This window comes from Iodobacter fluviatilis (assembly GCF_900451195.1).
GTDB classification, from domain to species: Bacteria; Pseudomonadota; Gammaproteobacteria; order Burkholderiales; family Chitinibacteraceae; genus Iodobacter; species Iodobacter fluviatilis.
On the sequence record NZ_UGHR01000001.1, the window covers coordinates 95,645 to 118,938 of the forward strand.

19 protein-coding genes are annotated in these 23,294 nt (G+C 48.9%); 13 read left to right on the plus strand and 6 right to left on the minus strand.

Features of this window, described 5'->3' with window-relative positions:
- Nucleotides 1-27 precede the first annotated feature (27 nt).
- The 3 genes from htpX to def all read right to left on the minus strand — a co-directional run bounded on the left by htpX (nt 28) and on the right by def (nt 2,606).
- Nucleotides 28-873, minus strand: coding sequence for a zinc metalloprotease HtpX (gene htpX, locus DYD62_RS00410; protein ID WP_115225563.1), 846 nt, complete (start codon nt 871-873; stop codon nt 28-30).
- A 221-nt stretch (nt 874-1,094) separates the two neighbouring features.
- Complete coding sequence (fmt, locus tag DYD62_RS00415; RefSeq protein WP_115225564.1) at nt 1,095-2,021, minus strand: methionyl-tRNA formyltransferase; 927 nt, start codon at nt 2,019-2,021, stop codon at nt 1,095-1,097.
- An 81-nt stretch (nt 2,022-2,102) separates the two neighbouring features.
- Nucleotides 2,103-2,606: a peptide deformylase gene (gene def, locus DYD62_RS00420; RefSeq protein ID WP_115225565.1), complete on the minus strand. Its 504-nt coding sequence runs from the start codon at nt 2,604-2,606 to the stop codon at nt 2,103-2,105.
- A 147-nt stretch (nt 2,607-2,753) separates the two neighbouring features.
- Here def and DYD62_RS00425 point away from each other — a divergent pair, with 147 nt between their 5' ends.
- The 4 genes from DYD62_RS00425 to DYD62_RS00440 all read left to right on the plus strand — a co-directional run bounded on the left by DYD62_RS00425 (nt 2,754) and on the right by DYD62_RS00440 (nt 10,168).
- Entirely contained in the window at nt 2,754-3,812 is a 1,059-nt protein-coding gene (locus tag DYD62_RS00425; protein ID WP_115225566.1) for a LysM peptidoglycan-binding domain-containing protein, read from the plus strand.
- Nucleotides 3,812-4,888 carry a DNA-processing protein DprA gene (dprA, locus tag DYD62_RS00430; protein WP_115225567.1) on the plus strand — a complete coding sequence of 359 codons (1,077 nt, stop codon included), beginning with the start codon at nt 3,812-3,814 and terminating at the stop codon, nt 4,886-4,888. The genes DYD62_RS00425 and dprA overlap by 1 nt, the downstream gene beginning before the upstream one ends.
- A 243-nt stretch (nt 4,889-5,131) precedes the next feature.
- Nucleotides 5,132-7,438, plus strand: coding sequence for a type I DNA topoisomerase (gene topA, locus DYD62_RS00435; RefSeq protein ID WP_115225568.1), 2,307 nt, complete (start codon nt 5,132-5,134; stop codon nt 7,436-7,438).
- 120 nt (nt 7,439-7,558) lie between these two features.
- On the plus strand, nt 7,559-10,168 hold the full coding sequence (locus DYD62_RS00440; RefSeq protein ID WP_165928567.1) for a bifunctional diguanylate cyclase/phosphodiesterase: 2,610 nt from the start codon (nt 7,559-7,561) through the stop codon (nt 10,166-10,168).
- A gap of 69 nt (nt 10,169-10,237) precedes the next feature.
- On the opposite strand, the gene DYD62_RS00445 is transcribed toward DYD62_RS00440, so the two are convergent.
- Entirely contained in the window at nt 10,238-11,554 is a 1,317-nt protein-coding gene (locus tag DYD62_RS00445; RefSeq protein WP_115225570.1) for an MFS transporter, read from the minus strand.
- Between the two features lie 262 nt (nt 11,555-11,816).
- Between DYD62_RS00445 and DYD62_RS00450 the strand changes: the two genes are divergently transcribed.
- The 9 genes from DYD62_RS00450 to DYD62_RS00495 all read left to right on the plus strand — a co-directional run bounded on the left by DYD62_RS00450 (nt 11,817) and on the right by DYD62_RS00495 (nt 19,748).
- Nucleotides 11,817-12,026: a YgaP family membrane protein gene (locus tag DYD62_RS00450; protein WP_115225571.1), complete on the plus strand. Its 210-nt coding sequence runs from the start codon at nt 11,817-11,819 to the stop codon at nt 12,024-12,026.
- Between the two features lie 2 nt (nt 12,027-12,028).
- Nucleotides 12,029-12,577, plus strand: coding sequence for an RNA polymerase sigma factor (locus DYD62_RS00455; RefSeq protein ID WP_115225572.1), 549 nt, complete (start codon nt 12,029-12,031; stop codon nt 12,575-12,577).
- Between the two features lie 513 nt (nt 12,578-13,090).
- Complete coding sequence (locus DYD62_RS00465) at nt 13,091-13,321, plus strand: hypothetical protein (protein WP_115225574.1); 231 nt, start codon at nt 13,091-13,093, stop codon at nt 13,319-13,321.
- Nucleotides 13,260-14,519, plus strand: coding sequence for an HlyD family type I secretion periplasmic adaptor subunit (locus tag DYD62_RS00470; RefSeq protein ID WP_115225575.1), 1,260 nt, complete (start codon nt 13,260-13,262; stop codon nt 14,517-14,519). The genes DYD62_RS00465 and DYD62_RS00470 overlap by 62 nt, the downstream gene beginning before the upstream one ends.
- 166 nt (nt 14,520-14,685) lie before the next feature.
- Nucleotides 14,686-15,186, plus strand: coding sequence for an energy transducer TonB (locus DYD62_RS00475; RefSeq protein WP_115225576.1), 501 nt, complete (start codon nt 14,686-14,688; stop codon nt 15,184-15,186).
- A 93-nt stretch (nt 15,187-15,279) separates the two neighbouring features.
- Nucleotides 15,280-16,320 (plus strand): NHL repeat-containing protein, encoded by a 1,041-nt coding sequence (locus tag DYD62_RS00480; protein WP_115225577.1) that lies wholly within the window; start codon nt 15,280-15,282, stop codon nt 16,318-16,320.
- A 29-nt stretch (nt 16,321-16,349) separates the two neighbouring features.
- Complete coding sequence (locus tag DYD62_RS00485) at nt 16,350-16,607, plus strand: hypothetical protein (RefSeq protein ID WP_115225578.1); 258 nt, start codon at nt 16,350-16,352, stop codon at nt 16,605-16,607.
- Nucleotides 16,608-16,636: 29 nt separating this feature from the next.
- Nucleotides 16,637-17,626, plus strand: coding sequence for a hypothetical protein (locus tag DYD62_RS00490; RefSeq protein WP_132038584.1), 990 nt, complete (start codon nt 16,637-16,639; stop codon nt 17,624-17,626).
- Nucleotides 17,616-19,748, plus strand: a complete 2,133-nt coding sequence (locus DYD62_RS00495; RefSeq protein ID WP_115225580.1) for a type I secretion system permease/ATPase — start codon at nt 17,616-17,618, stop codon at nt 19,746-19,748. Before DYD62_RS00490 ends, DYD62_RS00495 begins: the two co-directional genes overlap by 11 nt.
- A 31-nt stretch (nt 19,749-19,779) precedes the next feature.
- Here DYD62_RS00495 and pbpC read toward each other — a convergent pair whose 3' ends face one another.
- Nucleotides 19,780-22,125, minus strand: a complete 2,346-nt coding sequence (gene pbpC, locus DYD62_RS00500; protein ID WP_207916249.1) for a penicillin-binding protein 1C — start codon at nt 22,123-22,125, stop codon at nt 19,780-19,782.
- A gap of 474 nt (nt 22,126-22,599) precedes the next feature.
- Complete coding sequence (locus DYD62_RS00505) at nt 22,600-23,190, minus strand: IMPACT family protein (RefSeq protein ID WP_115225581.1); 591 nt, start codon at nt 23,188-23,190, stop codon at nt 22,600-22,602.
- Between the last annotated feature and the right edge of the window lie 104 nt (nt 23,191-23,294).

The window sequence follows — 23,294 nt, forward strand, 5'->3', positions numbered from 1 at the left end:
TGTGACTGTGTGTGTTTAAATTAACAATTAACCGCGTGCAATGGCGTGCAATCTTGCAACGCGTTCTGCTGTTTGTGGATGGGTGCGAAATAAATCTGATAATCCACCGCCAATCAGCGGGTTGATAATCATCATTTGCGCGGTTTCCGGATGGGCATCGGCAGCGTGCATGGGAATGCCCCGTGCGTAAGCCTCAATTTTTTGTAAAGCATCGGCTAAAGCCAGCGGATCGCCTGAAATACGCGCGCCACCGGCATCGGCTTCAAATTCCCGTGCACGGGAAATTGCCATTTGAATCAGTGAGGCAGCAATCGGGGCCAAAATGGCCAAAGCAATGCTGACAATCGGATTCATTGGCCTGCCATTTTCATCGCGGCCGCCAAAAAACATGGCAAAGTTCGCCAGTGCAGAAATGGCTCCGGCCATGGTGGCCGAAATGGTTGAGATTAAAATATCGCGGTGCTGAACGTGTGCCAGCTCGTGAGCCATCACTCCGCGTAATTCTCGGTAAGAAAGCACCCGCATAATGCCGGTGGTGGCGGCAACGGCGGCATTTTCCGGGTTGCGGCCGGTAGCAAAAGCGTTGGGCTGGTCTTCATCGATAACATAAACTTTTGGCATGGGCAGGCCTGCATTTCTGGAAAGCTCTTCCACCATTGCATAAAGTTCGGGCGCGCTATGGGCATCAACAGGGTGAGCGTTGTACATACGCAACACCATCTTGTCTGAATTCCAATAGGCCCAGACATTCATTCCCCCCCCAAAAAGCAGGGCCAGCAGCATGCCGCTCTTGCCGCCGAGCATTGCGCCTATCATCGCAAAGAGGGCAATAATGCCCGCCATCAGAATGCTTGTTTTTAGCCAGTTATTCATTTTCTACCCGGAAAATCAGATTGATTTCCATCAGATGCTTTTTTTTTAGAAAAATTCAATCTCTGTTTTTATGCCAATTAAAACCAAGGTTAGTCAGGGCTCGCGCTGCTTAAACTACCATTCCCTCAGGTTTTTCCAGACAGCCCAAATGGCCACCGAAAGAGAATGTTAAACACGTTTGGGGCAGACTTTTACTCGTTGGCTGCACCCAAAGCGCTTCCTTATTCCCCTAATTTTAAGCCTGCCTCTATGCTATTGCCCGATAAAAATGCGGCCGCAGTTACCCGTTTGCTGCCTGCTTTTTGCAGCTCGGTAATTCTGAGCGAGCCGCTGCCACAGGCTACGAGCAGCCCGTCTTTATCAGCAGCCAGCACCGTGCCGGGTGCCCCGCTTTGCGGGCAAACCGTGGCTTGCCAGATCTTCAGTGCTTGCCCTGTTAGCAGGGTTTGAGCCGATGGAAAAGGATTAAAAGCACGAATCATCTGATCGAGCTCGGCTGCTGATTTATGCCAGTCGATTTGTGATTCTTCACGCTTTAGTTTATCGGCGTAAGTTACACCCGCTTCAGGCTGAACCTGGCGTGTTTGCTGCAGTTCGGGCAGATTTTCCAGTGCTTCAACAAGGGCCTTTGCCCCTTGGTCAGCCAGCTTATCGTGCAGGCTAGCCGTGGTGTCATCCGCTTCGATAGCTGTACGGTGGATGGATAACATATCACCCGTATCAAGGCCTGCATCCATTTGCATAATGGTAATGCCAGTCTCGGTGTCCCCTGCCAGAATCGCCCGGTGAATGGGGGCTGCGCCACGCCAGCGGGGCAGTAGTGAGCCGTGGATATTCAGGCAGCCAAGCTTTGGTAAATTAAGCACGGCCTGCGGCAGAATAAGGCCGTATGCAGCAACAATCATTACGTCTGCTTCTATTTCGGCTAATGGAGCCTGCTGCTCCGGAGTACGCAGCTTTTCCGGCTGATAAACGCGGATGCCATGCTGCTCTGCCAGTACTTTGACCGGGGATGCTGTGAGTTTCATTCCACGCCCGGCGGGGCGATCAGGTTGTGTTAACACAAGAGCAATGTCATGACCTGCCGCAATCAGTGCTTGTAGCGCACAAGCGGCAAAATCCGGCGTGCCGGCAAAGATTATTTTCATTTTGTATGAGCCACTGTGGGCAGCTGTCTGGCCTTGATTGTGGTGAAAATACCGCAATCAAGGCCAGAGGGCGGCGATGAGTTACATGGTTTTACGCTGATTTTTTTTAAGTTTTTGCACGATACGGCTCAATTTTAGCTTGGAGAGCTTTTCTACAAAAACTTTACCATCCAGATGATCTAATTCATGCTGAATGCAAATGGCGAGTAAACCGTCGGCTTCTAATTCAAAGATTTCGCCTTTAATATCAAGGGCGCGGACTTTAACCCGTTCGGCGCGTTCTACTTCTTCGTAGATGCCAGGAACAGAAAGACAGCCTTCTTCCCACATGGTTTTTCCATCCATCGTCACGATTTCAGGATTAATTAGCGCCATTAGGCTATTTTTCTCTTCAGAGATATCGATCACAACAACACGCTGGTGAACGTTCACTTGTGTGGCTGCTAAACCGATGCCTGGAGCGGTGTACATGGTTTCACTCATGTCGCGAACCAGCTGCTGTAAGCGATCATCGAATACAGTAACAGGCTTGGCAATGGTGTACAGCCTGTCGTCGGGGTAGTGCAGAATATTTAGAATGGCCATTTTAGTCTGTGCAAGTAAGAGCGGTGATTGCTACAAGCAAATTTCTTGCTTGTGGCTGTAAAATAAGTAGTAGTCAAATAAACATGTTCCGAAAAACTGATGTAAGCACTCGGCTAACATCTTTTTCGGCGGAGAGAAATCGCCATCATGCGAAAAACAATTATATCGCTACTTTGGGTAGGCGTACTTTTATCTGGGTCTGCAGTTGCAGATACTCTTGCCATGCAGGATAACGCGCCTGATCGTTATGTGGTGGTAAAAGGCGATACCCTCTGGGGTATATCGGGTCATTTTTTGAAACAACCATGGCGCTGGCCGGAAATTTGGCAGCTTAATAAAGCGGATATTAAAAATCCACATTGGATTTATCCAGGTGATGTGGTGCTGCTGGATAAGAGCAGCGGTGAGCCGCGTCTGCGCTTGCTTAAGAACGAAAAATCACCTGCATCTGCTCCAGTTTCGGGCAAGGTGTCTCCGCGTATTCGCTCGACCTCACTGGCCGATGGCGCAACACCAAGTATCCCTTTATCCGCAATCAGCCCCTTCCTGAATAAACCGCTGGTGATCGATAACGAAACCTTCGCCGCCGCACCGCGCGTTGCCGCTGGTCCGGATGAGCGTGTGATTTTTGCCAGTGGCGATAAGGTCTATGCGGTTGGTCTGACTGGTGAAGTGGGTGATAACTGGCAGGTTTTCCGTGATGGTAAAAATCTGATTGATCCTGATGATCCTGAAAGAAAACGGGTGATCGGGCATCAGGTTGAATATCTCGGGGACGCCCGTCTGGAAGTCACCGGTGATGTGGCAACATTACGCCTGACTTCTTCAAAAGAAGAAATTCTGGTGGGCAACCGCCTGATTCGGGCCAATGAAGCGCCTTTCCTTAATTTTGTACCACATGTGCCGGAAACTCCGGTGAGTGGCCGTGTGGTTTCATCTTATGGTGGCGTGGCTGAAGCGGGACCTCTGACAACGGTTGTGATTAACCGTGGCTCAGATCAGGGCGTGGATGTGGGGAGTGTGTTTTTTAACTACAAGGCTGGCCGTTTGATTCGCAAGGAAAATCGCAGCGAGCCTGATCGTTATACTCCGATAGAAAAAAACGGTAATTTATTTATTTACCGTGTTTTCCCAGCGTTTTCCTATGGTTTGGTGCTGGATAGTACTCGAGCGGTGAATGTGGGCGACGAGGTGAAAACGCCTTGATGAGCGAGGATGAAGTGCGGCTTTGGCTGCGCTTCACCACCGTGACCAAAGTGGGGCCAAGAAAGCAAATTGCGCTTTTAAGCCGCTTTGGTACGCCAGAGGCCGTGTTTGCAGCCAAACCGGCCGAGCTGGCTGAAGTTCTGAGCCCCTTAGTATTAAAAGCCTGGCTGGATAGCCCGGATATTGAAGAAACTGTTCAGCAAACCCTTGCTTGGCAGGCAGAAGAAGGCAATCGTCTGCTGTGCCTTGGCGACGCAGATTACCCGCCCAGCCTCCTAGATTTACCCGATGCGCCTGTGCTCTTGTATATAAAAGGCCGCACAGATTTATTGTCTGCGCCAGCTTTGGCCATTGTGGGCAGCCGGAATGCCAGCCCGCAAGGCATCATGAATGCAAGAGAATTTGCTCAATCTTTTAGTGGGGCCGGGCTGAGTGTGGTGAGCGGTCTTGCTGCAGGAATAGATGCAGCAGCCCATCAGGGAGCACTTGCAGCTCCATCATCAACCATTGCGGTGGTGGGGACGGGGCTTGATCGGGTTTACCCGGCCAGCAATCGTGAATTGGCACATCAAATTGCCACTGATGGCGTGATCCTTTCTGAGTTAGCCTTAGGCAGTCCTCCCAAAGCAGAGCATTTTCCCCGACGCAACCGAATCATTGCCGCCTTGGGGCTGGGATGTCTGGTGGTTGAGGCCACCGTCGGCAGCGGCTCCTTGATAACGGCGAAACAGGCCGCAGATATAGGGAGAGACGTTTTTGCCATTCCAGGCTCTATTCACTCACCCATGGCAAGAGGTTGCCATCAGCTGATCAAGCAGGGAGCCAAGCTGGTTGAGTCAGCTGAGGATGTATTATCCGAGCTGGCTTGGGCTAGCCCCGTGCAAGAACCTGGCAAGCAAAAAGCATCAAAAAGCAGTCCTTTTTTACAAAATATGGGTTTCGATCCCGTCGATATTGAAACATTGTCACAACGCAGCGGCTTGACGACAGACAGGCTATCCGCGATGCTGTTGACCTTGGAGCTTGAAGGTTGCATTGTCGCCCTGCCCGGTAGCCGCTATCAGCGGATTGCCTGAGCAGGGCGTAAGTATTTGCTCTGTCCATTTTGGATGCTTGCTTGCCCCGCCCGATTTCCTGCTATATCCATAGAGCTGATTGCTTTGGATGTGTATGCAAAATGTTGTGAGATGCGCTGCTTATAGTAAGGGATGTGTTTTTTTTGCTCAGGTATGCTCTTGTAAAAAAAGGGTTTGCCGTCATTAATACGCAACCAGACTGTTAGTCAGTCCTTTAATTATATATAAACGTGCCGGGGACCCATGCCCGCAAATCTATTGATTGTCGAATCGCCGTCTAAGGCGAAAACGCTGCTTAAATATCTTGGTAAGGATTTCCAGATCCTTGCTTCCTATGGTCACGTCCGTGGATTGGTCAGAAAGGACGGCTCGGTTGATCCCGAGAATGACTTTAAAATGAAATACCAGGTGATCGAACGGAATAAAAAACACGTCGATGCTCTGGTTGCCGCTGTGAAAGAATCCACCAATATCTTTCTGGCAACTGACCCGGACCGCGAAGGTGAAGCGATTTCTTGGCATATCATGGAAATTTTACGTTCTAAAAAGCTGCTGACTGCCAGTCGCACTTTTAAGCGCGTGGTGTTCCATGAAATTACCGAAACCGCCGTACTCAATGCCGTGGCAAACCCGCGTGATATTGACAGCGATCTGGTAAATGCTCAGCAGGCACGCAGTGCTTTGGATTATTTGGTTGGATTTAATTTATCTCCGTTGCTTTGGCGAAAAGTGCGCTCCGGCCTGTCGGCTGGCCGTGTGCAAAGCCCTGCGCTGCGCCTGATTTGCGAGCGTGAGATCGAGATTCGTGCGTTTACATCGCAAGAATACTGGTCGGTTCACCTCGATACCCATCAGGGCCGGAGCAAGTTTGGTGCAAAACTGACCCAATGGCAGGGTAAGAAGCTCGAGCAGTTTGATATCCCTGATACCGGCTCGCAAGAAAGCATTCTTGCGGCGCTCAGTGGCCAGACTGCCGAGATTCAATCGGTAGACAAGAAAAAGAAATCGCGCAGTGCTGCTGCGCCATTTACAACATCTACCTTGCAACAAGAAGCCGTGCGTAAGCTGGGTATGACCACTGATCGCGCTATGCGCACAGCTCAGCAGCTCTATGAAGGGATGAGCATCGGTGGTGAAACCGTCGGTTTGATTACCTATATGCGTACTGACTCGGTGGCCTTGGCCAACGATGCGCTAGATGAAATCCGTGCGTATATTGGCGAAAAATTTGAGAAAGAATACCTGCCTAATGCGCCGGTTATTTTCAAAAACAAAGCTAAAAACGCACAAGAAGCGCACGAAGCGATTCGCCCAACTTCGATTTATCGCTCGCCAGATGCGGTTAAAGCCTATTTAACAGCCGATCAGTTCAAGCTTTACCAAATGATCTGGAAGCGCACCTTAGCCAGCCAGATTGCTGCGGCGAAGTTTGATACGGTAGCGGTTGATATTGCTGTTGGCCCGGATGCTATTTTCCGCGCCACTGGCCAGACTTTGGTGTTCCCCGGCTTCATCGCTGTTTACCAAGAAGACACCGATGATGAGGAAGAAGAAGACGAAGCGCGTCTGCCGGTACTGAATGTGGGTGATAAGCTGCCGGTAGATAAGTTATCCGGTGAGCAACACTTTACGCAGCCGCCACCGCGCTTTACTGAAGCTTCCTTAGTTAAATCGCTGGAAGAATTTGGTATTGGCCGTCCGTCTACTTACGCATCGACAATTAAAACGCTGAAAGATCGCGAGTATGTGATCCTCGATAAAAAGCGTTTTACCCCGACCGATACCGGCGAAGTGGTGAATAAATTCCTCACTGAGCATTTTACCCAGTATGTGGATTACAACTTTACTGCCAAGCTGGAAGACAAGCTGGATGAGATCTCTACCGGTAAACGGGATTGGATTCCGGTGCTGGCAGATTTCTGGAAAGGCTTTCACAAGCAATGCGAAGAAAAAGCCGGCTTATCGCGTAAAGAAGTCACCCAGGAAGAAATGGACGAAGATTGTCCAAAATGTGGCGTGGCAAAACTGGCGATCCGCTTAGGTAAGCGCGGTCGTTTTATTGGCTGCACCACGTATCCGGAATGTGATTACACCCGCAATCTGGGTGATGACGCCGATACCGCGCCGACCGAGCCTGAAGTTGTACCTGATCGCACCTGCCCGAAATGTGAATCGGCACTGCATATCAAGGTAGGGCGTTATGGTAAGTTTATTGGCTGCTCGGCTTATCCAAAGTGTAAGCATATCGAGCCACTTGAAAAACCACGTGATACGGGTGTTGAGTGTCCGGAATGCAAAAAGGGTAGCCTGATCGAAAGAAAGAGCCGCTACGGCAAGCTCTTTTATTCGTGTAATACCTATCCGGATTGCAAATACGCTACTTGGAATCCGCCGATTGCCGAATGTTGCCCGCAGTGTAAATGGCCAGTGATGACCATTAAGGTAACCAAGCGTCGTGGTACAGAAAAAGTGTGCCCACAGAAAGAATGTGGTTATGTGGAAGTAATCGAAGGGCCTGCGCCAAAAGCTGAAAAAGCCGAGGCGGAGTAAGGTGCAAGGGTGAGCTGAATGCTCACCCTCATTACCTTTGTAGGGCGGAAATCATCCGCAATGCTTAGTTTCAGAGGCCCCGAATCAGCACTTTGGGGCACTCTTCAAAAGAGGTTTGCCGTGCAGCGCAATGTATTATCTGATCCTGATTTCGAACTTCGGAGCGAACTTGGGCTGTTGCAAACTTACTTTGAAGCTTTTGACAGCACCGTAGCGGCTTTGCTCGATACCAGCAAGCAAGACATGCTGGAGGCTTTGCAAATTTTGGCCGAAGCCTCTAAAAGCAGCGCGGCTTGCCTGTACCTGAATACCCCTGATAATCAGGTTTCGCATCTGACTTCTGCATGGCGCTCCCCCGAGACCCGCCTTGCTGATTTCACACCGGACCCCTGCCGCTCGCTTGATTACAGCAGTTATCCGCTGCTGGCAGACACGCTGGCTGTGGGCATGATGCTGAGTAAATCTCTTTTAGAGTTACCCCTTGCTGAACAAATGCTGATGGCACAAATTGGTGTCCGTCAGCTGTTGTGCATTCCCCTGCTTGAAAAAGGCGAGCCATTTGGTTTTCTGTGTTTTTTAAATGATGCAGAAATTCAGCGCAGCCGCAGTGAATTACGCCTGCTGGCGATGCTGAGTAATCATGTGGCGCAGGCGCTGGTTAAAAAACGGGTAGAGCAGGAGCTGTTGTGCAATCAGCAGCGCTTACGTGCCTTGGTTGGCGTGCTGCAAGATATGGTGTTTGAGTGCAATCAGCAAAGCGTGATTGTCAGCGTATGGTCCGGGCATCCGGATTTGCCTTCTGCTGAAATGCTACAGGGGCGGGCGATTATTAGTGTCTTGCCCTACGAGCTGGCATCAGAGCTGGTGCATTATTTGCCGCGTATTTTGCAAAATAAAGAAACCGCCCAATTTAACTGCACGGTACAAACCATCAACGGCCCCGTGTATTTATTGGTTCGTTTGCAGCCTGTGCAAGCACCAAACGGGCAAAATCACGCGGTGGCACTGGTGCATGATGTAACGGCGCTAATGCTGGAAGACGCGCAGCGCAAGACCATGCTGGATACGCTGAATTTACTTGAAGAAGCGGTGATCGATCTGGCGCCGACCGGCGAGCTGGTGCGCACCACGCCTGCATGGGCAAAGCTGCGTGGTCTGGATGTGCGAGAAATGGCCAAAGACCTAGGGCAGCCACTATTTGCTTGGGTGCATTCTGGCGATGGAATGCTGATGGTTGAGGCACTCTCAAAAATACTCAAAACAACCGAGCCTGTTAGCCAGCGCTTCAGACTGGTTCAGGGCAGTGGCGAATATCTGTGGGTTGAGGCTCGCCTGATTGCCCACCGCTCTCCTGATGGCTTGCTGTCGGCAATTCGCGGGGTATTACGCGATGTCACTGTCAGCCATTTAAATGAGCAGCATATTACCCAGCTGGCGCTTTACGACACGCTGACCAAGCTACCCAATCGTCTGATGCTCGATAGCGAGATTCACAGCGCGATCGACAGAGCCCGTATTCAAAACACCAAAGTTGCGCTTGGTTTTATCGATCTGGATCACTTTAAGCAGATTAATGATGCATTTGGTCATCAGGTTGGCGATGAGCTGCTTGTTAATGTGGCGCGGCAGCTGGAAAGTGTTTTACGTGAAAATGATGTGATCGCCCGCTGGGGCGGGGATGAGTTTGTTGTTTTAATCCCCGATTTAAACGATTTAAATGTGATGCGGGAATTATCTGAGCGCCTGAAAAACGCTGCCAGAAAAGGCGTCACCATTAACGGCATGGAAACCCAGCCGACTATTTCGCTGGGCTTTGCTGTATTTCCGGATAACGCAGAATCGGGCGAAGAGCTTCTTTCTGCGGCCGATCACACCATGTATCACGCCAAGCATACTGGGCGTAATAATGTCTGTTTCTACAGCGATATAGTGCATTTAAAGGCACTGGGCCGCGAACATGTTGCCATTCAATCCCGCCTTTCAACCGCAATCCGCAATCAGCGCCTGCAAGTGTTTTACCAGCCTGTGGTGGATGCTAGAACGGGAGAGGTGCTGATGGTTGAGGCCCTAGCACGCTGGCAGGATGAGCAAAGCGGCTGGATCAGCCCTGAATTATTTATCCCCATGGCTGAAAAAGTAGGTCTGATTCAGGAATTGTCCGAGCTGGTGATAGAGCAAAGCTTTATTAAGCTACGCGAATGGCGGGATGCAGGCCTTAAGCAAAGATTGATGATCAATATTTCGCGCAGCCAGTTGTTTCAGCCGCAATTTGTGACTCAACTGAATGAGAAACTGATGCAGCACCGCCTGCGGGCCGAAGATGTGGTGCTGGAAATCACTGAATCGGTTGCGCTGACAGATTACTCGCGCCAGCTGCGTCATTTACGTCAGCTTAATGCTTCGGGCTTTGAAATCGCCATTGATGATTTTGGCACCGGCTATTCATCGCTGTCTCAGCTGCACGAAATGCCTGCACAAATTATTAAAATTGATGTCTCATTTGCCCTGCGTCTGCACACAGAAGATGGCCGCCGTATTATGCAGGCCATCGTCCAGCTTGGCTTGGGCCTGGGCTTAGAGATTATTGTGGAAGGGGTAGAAAACCTAGAAACCGCCCGCTTTCTGCAAGGACTGGGTGTGCAATGCATGCAGGGCTTTTACTTTAGCGAGCCAGTGCCCAGTGGCGTGGCCGAGTTGTGGATGAGATTGGGTTTACAGGCCAAGATTTAAGCGCTGCTGTTTTAAATTGAAAATTACTTTAAAAAAGCCGTCCCTTGCCTAGCAGGGACGGCTTTTTGATCAGCGGATACTGTGGCAAAGGTGTCGACGCTGATTAAGTAGCAGATAGCCGCCTAAGCCCGCGCCAACTGCGCTGAGCAGTAAAAGATAGTAGCTTGGTGCCAGCACATCGGATTTAATCCAGAGCGATAAAACAACGGGCGTCAGCCCGCCTGCAAAGGCGTAGGCCACATTATAAGAAAAGGACAAACCGCTGAAGCGAATCGCAGCGGGGAAGGCCTTGATCATTAAAAGTGGCACTGCACCCACAATCCCAACGGTAAAGCCCATCAGCGGGTAAAGCAGAGTGAGCTGGCTCGTGTCATGGCTCATGGTGTGATAAAAGGCGTAGCTGCTGCTGCCCAGCAAGACACTGCCAATCAGCAGGGTAAGGCCGCTGCCCAGCTTATCGGCAGACCAGCCAGCTACAATACAGCCCATACTTAGTGCCACGATGGCGTAGCAATTGGCACGCAGAGAATCAACCGGCAGCACTGAAAACTGTTTTTGCAAGTAGGCAGGCGTCATCAGAATAGCAACCACAATAGCTACTGCCAGCAAGCAAGTGCCAAGCATTGAAATCACAATACTCAGGCGGTGATCCCGCAATACTTTTTTGAGTGGCAGCTCGTCGGCAAGATGCTTTTTAGCCTGCAGCTCTAAAAAAACCGGGGTTTCATGCAGCCATTTACGCAAATACATGGCGATTAGGCCGAATATACCGCCAATTAAAAAGGGTACACGCCATGCCCACGCTTCCAGCTCCGCAGGGCTGAAGAGGCTGTTAATCGCCATAGCAATTAATGCGCCTAATAAAATGCCCAGAGTCAGCCCGGAAGTAATGATGCTGCAGGCCAGCCCAGTGTGGCGTTCGGGCGCATGCTCTGCAACAAATACCCATGCACCGGGCACTTCGCCACCAATGGCCGCGCCTTGCAAAATACGTAAAGCAAGCAGGCACAGCGGGGCCCAGATGCCGATTTGCTGATAGGTGGGCAGGAGGCCAATCATCAGCGTGGGCAGGGCCATCATTAAAATACTGAGCGTGAACATTTTTTTGCGGCCCAGCAAATCACCAAAATGCGCCATTGCAATCCCTCCCAGCGGGCGGGCCAGATAGCCTGCGGCAAAAATACTGAAAGTTTGGATTTGTCTGAGCGCATCGGGAATATCTGGCGGGAAAAAAAGCTTGCCTAAAACCACGGTGAAAAACACAAAAATAATAAAATCGTAAAACTCTAAAGCGCCACCCAGCGATGCTAATCCTAAGATTTTGCAGTCTTCCCTGTTTAAAGGCCTGGCCGCGGATATATTTCCCTGCTGGATTTGGTCTCTCATTCAATATTCTCTTATGTCGCTGATTTGGCAGAAAACTTCGGCTTTGATCGAGATTACTGGAGGGAATAAGTGCAGGCAAGGTTTATTGTAAGCGATGGCGTAATATATACAGGGATAAGCTTGCTAAGCTGTCGTTTCTTTGCCAATTATCTAATGCGCTGCCAAAGAGCAAGCGCCCGCTGTTTTTTTGATGATCGCTGAATCCTTTTTGAATTTTGCCGACTCTTGCTAAGTGTCATCCATTTCAAAACAGGAATTCACCATGTTCTTTATTAAACGCAATCTTCCTCAGTGGGAACGGGCCCTTCGTATTACCATTGGCTTAGGGATGGTCTGGGCTGTATGGGCGGGGCTGACTATGGGGATCGTCAGCTGGATTGCCGGGGCAACAGCCGCAACGATGTTACTTACCGCCTTTGTGGGTTTTTGCCCTGCCTGCGCCCTTGCTGGCCGTCGCTACCTGGAAAAATAAACATGATCCATGCCAAAGCACAATTGATTGAAGCCGCCCGTATGGGCGATTCGGAAGCAATTGCTGATTTGCTTACCGCCTGTCAGCCCGACTTAAAGCGGTTTGCCCGTCGCACCTGCTCAAGCACCGAGGACGTTGAAGATGCGGTGCAGATTGCGCTTTGGCAACTTTATCGCCAGATCGGTGCGCTGCGCACCGTGGCGACCTTTGCAAGCTGGTTGTTTCGTATTGTTGAGCGCGAGTGCTATCGCTTGTTTCGCCGCCATCAATCTACTGAATCACTGGATGAGCTGATAGCAGGTGAAATGCCCCATTCACCGCTTGTTCCCACCGATCTGAGAATGGATTTAACCCGCGCATTGCTACAGCTCACGCCCATTTATCGCGAGGTTTTGCTGCTGCGCGATGTACACGAGCTGACCGCACCGGAAGTGGCCGCTGAACTGGGCCTGAGCCTAGAGGCCGTCAAAAGCCGCTTGCACCGAGCCAGGGCTCAAGTGCGCGAGCAACTTCTGGCCAGTGGTTATTGGCAGAAAGATGATGCGGTGTAAGCCATGTAATAAATACTTCTTCCTGCCAAGTCGATGCTTAAGTAGAGGGGGAAATATTTCTGATGCTTTGCAGGGCGTGTAAAGGAATACAGACACCAAGTATCAGGCTCTGTGTCTCGTTTTACTCTGTGGCTTAAGGTTTAGACTCTTAAAATACTTTTTTGAAAAATTTTGCTACTCATTGGGGGTTTTTAGCCAAAGAATGGTCAAAAATCGTCCTTTTTCTTGGGATAAAAGCCTATAACTCAGTACATTTTTCGCATTATATAAATACCTATAATATTGATTAAATTGAATTTAAATTCGTTTCTTTTGATCCGCACCGTGGTTTTATGGAAAAAGGAATACAGTTTTATTGCTACCAACTTAAAGCTGGGCGAGTGCTCACCACTTTGTTTAAATATTACACATGGCTGTTGCTTTCTGACTAATTGTTGATTTAAATCATGATTTTTCTTTTCTTTGTTTTTCATAAATATTACAATGGAATAAATATCCATATAGCATGTAATTATGTTTTTGCAACCTTTATTTGCCTTGTTTCAGCGTTATTTTGCCGTGTTTAGGGCTGCTTGGCAGCTTGAGCGTGTGGCTGGCTATAAGCATGAGCTGGCTTTTTTGCCTGCCGCCTTAGAGCTACAAGAAACTCCGCCGCACCCAGCACCCAGCAGCACGTTGGACCGTGTGGGTTTTGATCAGCTTTTTCTTATTAGCGCTGATTTGGGCCTGTCTTGGGCAGATTGATATTGTGGCGGTTGCACCTAGCAAATTAGTCGTATCGAATCAAAGCAAAATCGTACAAGTGCTCGATACCGCCGTGGTCAAAGCCATCCATGTGCGCGACGGCCAGCAGGTTAAAGCGGGCCAATTGCTGATTGAGTTAGATAACACCCTTAGCGATGCAGATAGCACTAAGAATCACAGTGCTTGGCTGGATGCAAGGCTGGCGCAACTCAAAGCACAAGCCCTGCTTAGTGCATTAGCTGAGCAGCATCTGCCTGTCTTGGCTGAAGACCCTCAGCTTAATAGCAGCGCCATTATCGCCACCCGCAGAGCCAGTGCCCAGCAAGAAATCAATGCGATCTGGCAGGAGCTACAAGCAAAACTAGCCATGTTGGATAGCGAGCACGCCCGTAAGCAGGCCGAGTGTGCGGGTAGTTTGGATCAGTTCAAAAAATTACAAGCCACTCTACCCATCGTTCGTCAACGAGAAAGTGATTTCAAAGATTTAGCCGATAAAAATTTTATTTCTAAGCACGGTCTGTTAGAAAAACAACAGGCCCGTATCGAGGCAGAGCAGGATTACGCCACGCTTAGCAATAAAATTAAAGAATTAGATGCCGCTATTAAAAGCACGCAATTACAAGCGGATGCCACCCGCGCCGAATTTCGCCGCATGCAAAATGATGTATTAAATCAAGCTAGTGAAAAATCAGCCGCTTTAAGCCAGGACGTGATTAAAAGCGAGCGCTATCAAGAGCAAACGCGCCTCATTTCGCCGGTAGACGGTGTGGTGCAACAACTGGCCGTGCATACCTTGGGCGGTGTAGTTACCCCTGCCCACCAAGCCCTAATGGTGATTGTGCCGAAAGCCGAGCAATTAGAAGCCGAAGCTATTTTAGAAAATAAAGATATTGGCTTTGTGAATGCTGGGCAAAACGCTGCCATTAAAATAGAAACCTTTAACTACACAAAATACGGTCTTTTAGATGGCATAGTTAAAAACATTAGCTTAGACGCAATTAGCGATGAAAAACGCGGATTGATTTATCAGGCAAGAATTAAAATGAATAAAAACAGCATGAATGTTGATGGAAAAAACATAGCGCTTGCACCAGGTATGGCGATTACGGTGGAAATTAAAACCGGCAATCGACGAATTATTGAATACTTTTTATCGCCATTGATTGCACATGTCAGTGAGAGTGTGCGGGAGCGGTGATACTTAATGAATACAGCAATAAACGTTTTTTTAGGGGGCGCTGATTAAATCTTCATCCCAGAGTTTTTTTGTCGGGGATTCAGTACAAATTTTGGATTCCCGCCGGATGTAAAAAACAAAATTAAATAAGAGTATTTTTTTATAAACTATAAAGTGAAAAATAAAAATGATACGTTCACTATTATTATTATGTTTTGTTCTGGGCGCATCGGTTCATGCACATGCTGGATTAGCAGATAACGAAATTTCTGCAGAAAGTGTAACTGGTTCCAATATCGCGAAAAAACAACGCTGGAATGGCCTGCCATTAAATAAAAGCTATGCTGAACTCAGTGAGCAGGAAAAATTGTCTATTCATGCCCTATACCAAGACATCAAAGCGGGCGATGAGCCACCTTATCCACTAAAAGGTATGCGCGCTATTATTGATCCTGTTAATAAAATTACGAAGAAAATATTAGTAACAGGGAATTTAGAGTTACTGCTAACCGTAAATGCCAATGGTGAAGGTGAAAATGTAGAAATCATTAGCTCGCCAGATCCGAAATTTACTCAATTAGTTATTTCAATTTTATTTATCACTCAATTTAAACCCGCCATTTGTAATGGCCAACCCTGCGCTATGCAATTCCCATTGAGTTTGAGCTTTGAAAGGCGGTTTAATTAGAGAAGAAATATGATGACGGACCATAGTTAGAGAAAATAACTAAATAAATTAACCGTTACCTGTAAAAATTCATTTAAATACAACTGGTGCTTTATGGCTTTTGTTCGTTTTTTATTAATGTCTATATTTTTAATTGATTGTTCTTTTACCGCGATCAATACAATTGATCGTACTGATTATGGCAGAGTGATAGTTAAAAGTTTGATTGCTAAAAATAGTGACGTACCCATTGATATGCCAAATGATATTTTGTTTGATTTAAATGGTGATATGTATATATCTAACACGGGCCATTGCAATATATTAAAACTAAACGTAAAAGGGAAAATGTCGGTGTTTGCTGGAAAGAGGGGAGTTTGCGCCTATCGTGATGGGCCAATAAAAACAGCACTCTTTAATAATGTTAATGGCTTAGCAATGGATGATGGTGGAAATATTTATATCGCAGATAGCGGGAATCGGCGTATTCGGAAAATATCTAAGGATGGTCAAGTTAGTGCAATTGCTGGCGATGATAAAAAACTCGTAAATATTCATGGTGGTTGGGATGGACCTGCTTTGTCTGCGCTGTTTGTAGCACCTGACAGAGTAAGAATAGATAAACAAGGCAATCTTTATATTATTGATTTAGGTGTAGTACGAAAATTATTAACGGATGGTAATGTAGTCACCATTGCAGGTACATATAATGATTATGTGGATGAGAATGATTTTTTTAAGGAGAATATAACTGATATTGCAATTTCAAAAAACGATGAAATTTATTTGTCATCTGCTAAGAATAGAGTGATAAAAATAGATGTAGCTGGTTCACCAAGTAATTTGGCTGGTGAATCGGGTAAATATGGAAATGTGGATGGAGAAAAACCAAAACTAGGTTTGCCTATGAGGGTTGCGGTTGATATGCATGGTAACTCTTATGTTTCTGATCAAAATAGATTAAAAAAAATCACAAAAAATGGATTTGTAACTTCTATATCATTCAATACACTTTTAGGTAAGAAATTAAAATCTGGAGGAGTTTTTGTTGTTTTTGATCGCAATGATGTAATGCATTTAGTTGATGTTGGAGGGGATGAAATTTATCGGATTGAAAGGCATGACTTGATCGATTTTCATGTATTTAATTTTTAATTAAATTCTTTTAATATGAAGAGAAAAATATGGCTAAAATATACAGAGATGCTGAAAAAATCACCATTGAGGATGGCACTGGTGGAACTGTTGAGCTATCAAATGATGGACAACTTTCCATTAAAGGCCCGACTGGCTATATTGTTGGAAACTTAAATGGTAAATTCACTGGAAGCATGAAACTTGGTGTATTTACTTTTACTCAATCGACAGATAAAAGCGGGAGTATTTCATTTACCAATGGCATGATTACTGGAACATTAGAAGTTGGTGATTTAACCGGGTAACAGGAGTTAGTATTTCAGCGGATAAAGTATTGAGTGGTGCAGTCAGTCTCTCAAGAGACAATGGAAAGTGGGTTGCTGAAGGGCATATTGCAGTTAATGTGTTTGGTAAAACTATTGTTTTAGGTAAAAAAGAGCTGGATATTAATGTTCCGAAAAATATTGATGAGTTGTCTGAATCATTAAAGAATGTCTTGCCAGTAATAAATTTGTTAAAAGAGCATCGTAAAGAATTTGAAGATATAGAAAAACAAATAAATTCAAATTTAGAATCAGACAGAAAAGATGCTGCCAATAAATTGGCACAACTATTAATCCCTTATTCACAAGTTGCCTCTTATTATGAAAGTGGTGAACATATTAATGGATATGATCCATTAGCTGCGGTAAGGAATGTATTAAAGCAGGAGTTAGAAATTGCATTGCGTCCAAGTACGGATGCTTGGGGACGTTTGCCGCGAGATGCTGATTTTGGTAAGGACCCAAATACAGGGGGAGGCGGCGGCAACAATGGTGACACCAACACTGGTTATATTGAAATTCCTGGAGGAGTGCCAGCTGTTGAGGTAGGGCCTGGGCGTGGAATTGATCACCCAGGCACTGTTATTGTTGGGCCAATTATTATAATTGGTGGCGGTGGCGGTGGCGGTGGCGGTGGCGGTGGCGGTGGAAGCGGCGGTGAATTTGGCGAACCACCCAAGAGAAAAAGACCTCCTGAGACGCCGCGTTCCTTACCTTCTCCTGCTGAGAATGAAGTGCAAAAGGGGTATCTCTCTGCGCCTAGCTCACAGATGGAGCCATCAAATTTTAGCGATAACAAGGTGGATGCTAATCTAGATTCCTTAATCTCATCCATGGCCGGTATGAAAGTTTCAGGCTCTGCCCCACTTAGCCTAAATCCGCAAAATGTAGAATTGCTACAGCCCGTTTACGCAGCCAGCCTGAATTTATTGTTGAATCAGAAATCAACACCCAGCCAGCCTTGGCTGGGTTTTTATTTGAGTCCCCGTAATGAAGCTTAATAATTTAAACAATTCCCCTCCCCCAATTGATAGCGCCTTAATTTGCCTGGTCTTACTCGCCCGTTTTCATCAAATTGCCATCGAGCCAGAACAAATCAAACATCAATATGCCGATGCAGGCGGGGTATTGGCTGAGGCGGATACTTTGCTGGCGGCTAAGCAGGCGGGTTTAAAGGTTAAAGCAATCAACACTCGCATGGATAAGCTGGAGCGCACGCCTTTGCCAGCCATGGCAAGAACGCTGAATGGGGATTGGGTGATTCTGGCAAAGGTAGAGGGCGATACGGTGCTTTATCAGCCTGCGCAGGGCAGGCCACTGCAATGTAGTCGGCAGGAATGGTTAAGCATGTGGTCTGGGCGTTTGATTTTATTTACTTCTCGCGCAAGCTTAGCGGGCGATTTGGCGCGGTTTGATTTTTCTTGGTTTATTCCATCGGTGGTGAAATACCGGCATTTGCTGGGCGAGGTATTGCTGCTTTCTTTTGTCTTGCAATTGATAGGGCTGGCAACGCCGCTGTTTTTTCAGGTGGTGATGGATAAGGTGTTAGTCCATAGGGGGCTCACCACGCTCGACGTGCTGGCAATTGGTTTGCTGGTCATTTCTATTTTTGAAGTGGCGATGACCGCGCTGCGTACTTATGTATTTAGCCACACCACTAATCGCATCGATGTTGAGCTGGGGTCAAAATTATTCCGGCATTTGCTGGCTCTGCCCTTGGCTTACTTTCAAGCGCGGCGCGTAGGCGATTCGGTGGCAAGGGTGCGGGAGTTAGAAAACATCCGTAATTTTCTGACTGGCCAGGCGCTGACTTCGGTGCTGGATTTATTCTTTTCAATCGTTTTCCTCTCCGTGATGGCGTTTTATAGCGGTTGGCTGACTTTAATTGTCTTGGTTTCCCTGCCTTGCTATATCGCCGTTTTCGCCTCAATTACCCCCTTGTTGAAAGCGCGTCTGGAAGAGAAGTTTGTCCGTGGTGCAGAGAATCAATCCTTTTTGGTGGAGGCCGTCAGTGGTATTGAAACGCTTAAATCGATGGCGGTGGAGCCTCAGCTAACACGGCGTTGGGACAATCAATTGGCAGCTTATGTGGCGGCTAGTTTTAAAGTGGCCAATCTGGCAAATATCGGCAGTCAAGGCGTGAGCCTGATTCAAAAAATGGTTACCGTGGCCACGATGTGGCTGGGTGCAAAACTCGTGATTCAGGGCGATTTAAGTGTGGGGCAGTTGATTGCTTTTAATATGTTGGCGGGGCGAGTCGCCAGCCCTGTGATGCGTTTGGCACAGCTTTGGCAGGATTTTCAGCAGGTGGGGATTTCGATGCAGCGCTTGGGCGATATATTAAACACCCGCAGCGAAGCCAAACAAAGCCGTGCGCAACTGCCGCCGATTCAAGGATTGATTGAGTTTGACCAAGTGCATTTCAGATATCGCCCCGATGGCGCAGAAATTTTGCGTGGCGTAAGCCTAAGCATACAGGCAGGACAAGTGATTGGCATTGTGGGGCGATCTGGTTCAGGTAAAAGCACGCTGACCAAATTACTACAAAGACTATATGTGCCAGAACGAGGTCGCGTACTCATTGATGGAATTGATTTAGGACTTGCCGATCCCACATGGCTAAGGCGGCAAATTGGCGTGGTCTTACAAGAAAATCTGCTGTTTAACCGCAGCATTAGGGACAATATTGCACTGGCAGAGCCTGGGGCCAGTATGGAATTAGTGATTGCAGTGGCAAAACAAGCCGGTGCTCATGAATTTATTGTCGAGCTTCCTGAAGGCTACGACACTATGGTTGGCGAGCATGGCACGGGTTTATCCGGTGGGCAAAAACAACGCATCGCCATCGCCCGCGCACTATTAAGTAACCCACGGATTCTGATTTTTGATGAAGCCACCAGCGCTTTGGATTATGAATCTGAACGCATTATCCAAAACAATATGCACAGCATCTGCCAAGGCCGGACGGTGCTGATTATTGCCCACAGGCTAAGCGCCGTCCGAGGCGCGGATAAAATTGTTGCTATGGACAGGGGGCAGCTGGTGGAGCAGGGTAGCCATACGGAATTGCTGACAAGGGAAGATGGCTATTACGCAAGATTACATGCCATGCAGGCCAGTTAGTCATTTGTAGTGATGAGTCTCCCTGCTTGCCTCAAGGCAACAACTCCACTCTCACTTGCCTGCTGTCACTCCTGCCCTGATCGTCCACCACGCTAAGCTGGTGCCAGCCGCCTGCCTGTGGCCGCCATGCGAGCCCTGTTGATTTGGCGCTGCCCAGATAGATCTGATTATCGAACCAGTAGAGCTGTTCGCCGCTGGCGGCGGCTTGCAGGGGGATGGTTTCGTCGGGTTTGGATAGGCGCAGGGTGTAGGCGAGGCCTGCCAAGGGCGAGCTGATTTTTGGGGCGTCACCCGTGCTTGCCATGCCGCTGCAATCGATATGCGGTGGTTTGCGGCGAGGGACGCCTGCTTCTTTAAATAGCCTTGCCATATCGCTGCTCCAAAACTCAAACACCTCGGTTTTGGTATGGGCAGGATCGTAAGGTGGGCAGACGGCGAGGCCGCTTTGGGTATCGACGTGTACCGGCTGATGCAGGGTACTGACGCGGATAGGCGATTTGCCTGGGATAAACCATGTGCTGCTTTGCTGCGGGCAATAGGCATTGGGTAGGTCGCCGCTGGCGGTGCAGATGTTGATGCGTTTTAGGCCCAGAGGCGTGCTGCGTGGCTGCGGTTTATCAGCGGGCTTTGCCAGGGCCAGTGCATCGCTGATGCGAAAGAACAGCGGGGCTGCGGCTTCCAGCCCGATGAGCGCCGGGTTGCCTTGTCCGTCAAAATTGCCCAGCCAGACCACCAGCACATAGGGGCCAACCACGCCTGCTGTCCATGCATCACGAAAGCCCCATGAGGTGCCGGTTTTAAACGCCACCGGCCAAGCATTTGTGCCGCCGTCTGGCCGAGGATTTTTGCTTAGCATATCCAGCGCCAGCCAGCTGGCTTCGGGGCTAAGTAAAACTTCGCCATCTGCTCGTGGGCTTTTGCTTGGCATGCCTAAGGCCAGTCTACTGGTTTCGGGTGCTGCTAAGACGTCACCGCGTGGCTTGGGGCTTTCTTTCAGGTAGCGCAGCGGTGTTAAACGACCCTCATTAAGCAGCATGGTATACAGCCCGGCCAGCTCGACCATGCTAACTTCTCCACCGCCCAGCACGAGTGCCAGCCCGTAGTGATTTTCTGATTTCAGTTTACTAATGCCAGCCAGCTGCAAAAAATCGTAAAAGCTGGGGTTTTTAAGCTGGCTGGCTAGCCATACGGCGGGGATATTGCGGCTTTTGATCAGGGCTTCGGTGGCGCTTAAGGGGCCAACAAAGCGCCCGTCGAAGTTTTCCGGCTGATAGGGGCCAAAGGCGCTGGGCGTGTCGCGCAAAATGCTCTGCGGGTGAATCACGCCCTGATCTAGGCCCAGTGCATAAATAAACGGTTTTAAAGTGGAGCCGGGGGAGCGTTTGGCCTCGGTGCCATTCACCTGCCCAGAGATGCTGGCGTTGAAATAATCCGCCGAGCCGACTAAGGCGCGTACCGATTGATCACGGGTATCCACCAGCATGGCGCTGGCGTTCACAATGCCGCGCGTGCTGCTTTGGGCCAGATATTGGCGGATTTGTTTTTCCAGCAGGGTTTGCAATTGCAGATCGAGCGTAGTGTTCAGCGTACTTTGCTCTGGCGAATCGGCCAGCCTTTGCTCTACCCAATGCGGCGCACGGAATGGTAGTTGCTCAAGGCGCTTTACCGGTAGCGGCAGGGTCATCAGGCGGATTTGCTCTGGGCTCACTTTGTAGCGCTGTTGCCAGCGCAGCCACAAGCGCTGGCGGGCCTCGGTAAGCGATGCGCCGCTGCCCAAACGCTGATTTGGCTGCTGTGGAATCACCGCCAGCGTCAGGCTTTCTGGCAGGGTGAGCGTTTTGGCGGCCTTGCCAAAGTAAGCAAGGCTGGCCGCCGCTGCGCCTTCAATATTTCTGCCATAGGGGGCGAGGTTTAAATAGGCCTCCAAAATATCGTGCTTGCTGTAACGCGCCTCCAGCCACAGCGCTAGGCCAATTTGCCTGAGCTTGCCAGCGGGGCTTTTGGTATTGAGACGATATTTAAGCCGTGCCAATTGCATAGTCAGCGTAGAAGCGCCTTGCCTGGCTCCTCCGCCGTAAGTGGCCGTGATGGCGCGAAGCAGCGAGATGGGGTTGATACCAGGGTGATAGTAAAACCAGCGGTCTTCTTGCAATTTAAGCGCGTCGATTAGCGTGGGGGAAAAGTCCTCCAGCGGCAGCCACAGCCGGTAGCGCTGATCGGGGGCAAGAGTCAGCCGCAGCAATTTACCATCTTGCGCCAACACGGCAGTCGATCCCGCAACAGCCAGCGATTCATGCGGCCACAGGCGGATCAGCAGCAGCGGGCTGAAAATCAGCAGGGCAAGGATGAAGCGTTTGAAAAGCCGATGTTTTAACAAGCGGTGTTTCCTGGGGCTAAAAAAAACCTAAGGTCTGTAGACACGGAGATCACTAAGAACACAGAGCACACGGAGAAAACCGTAAGAGTATAAATCTCAACACACAATAGGCGGCACTTAAGTACTGCAGCCTCCCTCTTTGTAAAAGGGAGATTGAGGGGGATTTGCTGTGGTTTGGTGCCTTGTTGTAAAGGTATGCAATGTTAAATCCCCCCTAGCTCCTAATGCCGTTCACTTAAGGTATTGGCTTTGCTTCCCCCTTTGTAAAAGGGGGATTGAGGGGGATTTGCCTTTGGTTTTTTGCTTATTTAAGCTCAGCGTTAACTGCAAATCCCCCCTAGCCCCCCTTTTTCAAAGGGGGAATAAGTGCATCAAAATTTGATGTAGATACTTATCGCGTAACTCAAGCTACGAATGCTTGGTTTTCTCCGTGTGCTCTGTGTCTACAGAACTTTTCCGCAGTAGATTTGCAAATCAGCTACTCGTAAGCCGAACCTGCCCGGCGCATAGATTATTGATTTCTTCCAGCAGCGCAGTGGTTTTGTCGGTGGCAAGTTGCAGCTGTAAATAGGCTTCGATATTGCTGTAGTGCACGCCTAAAACAAGGCCTTCGTTTTGGGCGACGAAGCGGCGGATGCGGCCTTCGTCGGCGAAGGGCAGGGCGATTTCGATATTATTTTGGGCGACGCTGGTGATGTATTCGGCATCCAGCAGGGCGGTGGCAATGGCATCGGTGTAGGCGCGGGTTAAGCCGCCAGCGCCCAGCTTGATCCCGCCAAAATAGCGCACCACCACGCCTAAAACGCCTTCTAAATGCTTGTGCTGCAAGACATTCATAATCGGCTTGGCCGCCGTGCCCGATGGCTCGCCATCATCATTCATCCCCGATTCACCGCCCGCCAGCAGTGCCCAGCAAACATGCCGCGCCTCGGGGTGTTGCTTCCAATATCCATCGACCAAGGCCAGCGCCTCAGCGCGGCCGCTCACCGGGTGGATATGAGCAATAAAACGGCTTTTTTTAATGATGATTTCTGCAGAAACGGCAGTGGCAAGGGATGTAGTCATGGGGGGATTTTAACAGGGAGCAGGAGGGGAAGCACGGTGCTAAATCTTGAACCACAGAGAACACAGAGGGCCACAGAGTTGCACAGAGAAAGCTGCCATCCTTG